The organism is Bombilactobacillus bombi, assembly GCF_013607485.1.
Classification (GTDB): domain Bacteria; phylum Bacillota; class Bacilli; order Lactobacillales; family Lactobacillaceae; genus Bombilactobacillus; species Bombilactobacillus bombi_A.
The window spans coordinates 1-3163 of record NZ_SCHP01000087.1; the positions used below are offsets into that span (position 1 = coordinate 1).

A 3163-nucleotide genomic window follows, 5' to 3' on the forward strand; every position below is an offset into this window, starting at 1 on the left:
CTGTTACTCTAATAAAATTAATGATTTTATTTGCTAAAAGTTCGTCCTTCTAGAATTATTTAAATATTTATTAGGCAACTTTTTCAGATACATAATTTATAAAGTGCCTGATAGCAGTTACCCCCTTTTAGACTATAATATTGCTTTGACTTGGGTTACATATTTTCGCGAAATTGGACAACTGACACCATTTTTTAACACAACACACATCGATGTTAAATCTAATATTTGTAGTTGATCTTGATTAATCACATAAGAATTATGACAACGTATCAATTTAGTTGATAACTTTTCTACTTCGTCTAAAGAACCATATATTTCCAATTGTTGATTATTAGCATGAATAATAATACGATGTTTATTAGGCGAAGTTTCAGCAAAAACAAATTCCCTACTTGCAATTCTTACAAACTTAGGACCTATTTTAAAAGATAAGATAGAGCCAGACTTTTCACACTGCTTAGTAGTTAATTTTTGCTTACGCATAGCTAATTGCAAACATGCTTCAACTTTATCAACAAATACATCAGGCTGATCTTTTAAAATGTAATCTAGTGCCTCAACCTTATAGATAAAGGTTAAATAAGCCATTTCAGAATGAGTAGTGACAAAGACAATGGATGATAAAACATCATTTTGACGAATATATTGCGCTAATTCCAAACCATTGATTTCACTATGCCCCAAATTAACATCCAAAATAAATAATGCTCCTGGTATATATCCGTGAGATTTGATTATTTTAATTAACTCTTGAGCCTTGTTGCTTGCCATTAATATTCGTAAATTAGGAATCTGAAATTGCTTAATAACTCGCTGTAATTCATATAATTGCTCAATATTATCTTCACAAATTAAAATATCCATCTTTATTCCTCATTTATTATCAATTCCTGAACTAAATGTCCATTTTTAACAGCATTGATAAGCTCAAATTTATCTTCCATTGCTAATATTTCCTTCAGTGGTTGCTGATTATATTCTGAACGGCTTGCCAAAATTTGTTGAAATAGTTCATTTACTTTTGAGGAGTCTTGATCAACCGAATTTAAGGAAATCGATACCACCAGAGAAACGTAGTTTTTTTCTGATGTAATTAAAATCTCTACTTGTGTTTGATGGTCACCCGCATATTGAAAGGCTTGATCTATTATAGCCTCGATAATCGCAATTAGTGATATCGGTGAATTAAAATTGATTTGAACTGGTTTTAAACATTCAAAATGAACGGGAATTTTATTTTGATACGCGGAAATTAATTTATATGATAATAATCCCTTTAATGGTATCAAGTTAATGTTTTGAAGGTCATTAATTCGTAAATTATCATATGTAAAAGAAGTATCTATCAATTTAATTGTTTCTTGATAATATTGTTCTAAACCTTGGAAATTTTTATTTTTTAAAAATAATAATGATGAAGCCAAGACATTTAAATAATCATGCTTAAATTGACTTAATTCATGGTAGCTATGCTCCAAAACTTGAGCATAGTCCTCAATTTGCTGAATTTGTTGAATAGCATTCATATGACGGATTTTTTGGACCGTTTCCAAAAAATAAACTAATAACAAAAGCATTGTCAATAGTAATATCATGATTAATTCAATCTCAACTCCTACATTATTTAGATCATCGCCTAAAAAAATTGTAGAACTTCCTAAAATTATGATAATTGCTACATATCCACCTATGATTAGATGTTGCACGTGCTCTTGTAAAATTATATCGGCAAAGTGTAAAAGCAGCAGCTTCTGAAAGAAGGCAGCTAACCCATTTCCAAGTAAAAAAGCCAATATATGAAGAAATTGAATATTAAAAAAAGAGTCCTGTAATCTCACTTTGAGAGCATTTATTATCAAAAAAATGATTAAGCTTAATAATAATCCAAAAAATGGATAAAATATCCGAATAGATTTGGCTTTAAAAAATCTATAATTAATGCCTACAAGAAGGAATGTAAATATTAGACCGCTCAATACTGTTGATTCTTTACAAGAATAAGCTCCAAATACTGCTAACAATGGCATTATTACTATAGTTATTATTCTTTGATGCTTATTAAAAAGTTTCCATCCAGATATTAGATTAAATATTTGCAAAACAAATAACTGTATTCCTGAAACTATAAGTTCAATCAATAGTTTACCTCTTGGTTATAATTTACTCCTAATTATAACAATAAAATCAGCTATTTAATTATTCAATCTACATAATTGTCCATGTTTGAGTTGTAATATTTGATCATATTGAGCCGATAACTTAGTTTGATGAGTGATCGCAATTACTGTCAAATTATTATTATTTAATAATTGAGTTTCAATTGTTTCGGCAGTCTTTTTATCTAAGGCCGAGGTAGCTTCATCTAACAAAATTATTGCTCTTTGCTGCAAAAATGCCCTAGCTAAGGCTAATCTTTGACGTTGACCACCAGATAAATTACTTCCATTTTCTCCACAATCATAATCAAGATTATAGTTACTTTCTTGTAAAAATTCACTAAGCCCGGCCTGTTTTAAAGCAATAATAATTGCGGATTTAGTAAACTTTCGCCCTAATGTTACGTTCTCTTGAATGGTGCTATTAAAAATAAATATTTCTTGACTTACTAAGGCAATTTGTTGATACCACCAAGTAGTAGATATTTTTGATAACTGATTATTATCTATCAAAATCTCACCGCTAATGGGTAAATATAACTTACATAATAAGCTCAAAATAGTTGATTTGCCAGCACCAGAATGACCAATAATAGCATACTTTTTACCAATCTCAAATTCGACATTCACATTTTTTAAGACTTTATTTTTGCTATTAGGATATTGAAAACTTATATTTCTCATTATGATGCTCTTAGTTAAAGGTAAATGAGAATCAGCGGGATCTGGAGTCTTTGTAATTGTTAATATTTTGAATAATTTCTGAGCTAATTGGTGAGCACTTTGAAATTTGGTTTGTAATAATCCTAACTCATTAATTGGCATGACAACAAAATTAACTAACTGGACAATGGCGGTTACACTACCCATGGTTGTATTTCCTTGAGCTACCATTATCATACCCCCACCAAAAGCGACTAAAAAAATAATCATCCCAGATAATTCTGAAATAGTTGCGGTTTTATTTTCCTGTGCTTGTAGTTTTATATTGGCCTTAGTATATT

3 protein-coding genes are annotated in these 3163 nt (G+C 29.7%); all 3 read right to left on the bottom strand.

Annotation, left to right across the window (positions count from 1 at the left end; genetic code table 11):
- Positions 1-132: 132 nt before the first annotated feature.
- A complete protein-coding gene (locus tag EQ827_RS08220; protein ID WP_181190505.1) occupies positions 133-867 on the bottom strand; it encodes a LytR/AlgR family response regulator transcription factor in 735 nt (244 codons plus the stop codon).
- A gap of 2 nt (positions 868-869) precedes the next feature.
- Positions 870-2141, bottom strand: a complete 1272-nt coding sequence (locus tag EQ827_RS08225) for a hypothetical protein (RefSeq protein ID WP_181190506.1) — start codon at positions 2139-2141, stop codon at positions 870-872.
- A gap of 54 nt (positions 2142-2195) precedes the next feature.
- Positions 2196-3163: ATP-binding cassette domain-containing protein (locus EQ827_RS08230; protein WP_181190507.1), on the bottom strand; the 968-nt coding region annotated here is incomplete at its 5' end.

Bases quoted from the DNA above. Each gene is read 5' to 3' on its own strand.
- EQ827_RS08220 (WP_181190505.1), bottom strand. From the start codon at position 867: ATGGATATTTTAATTTGTGAAGATAATATTGAGCAATTATATGAATTA.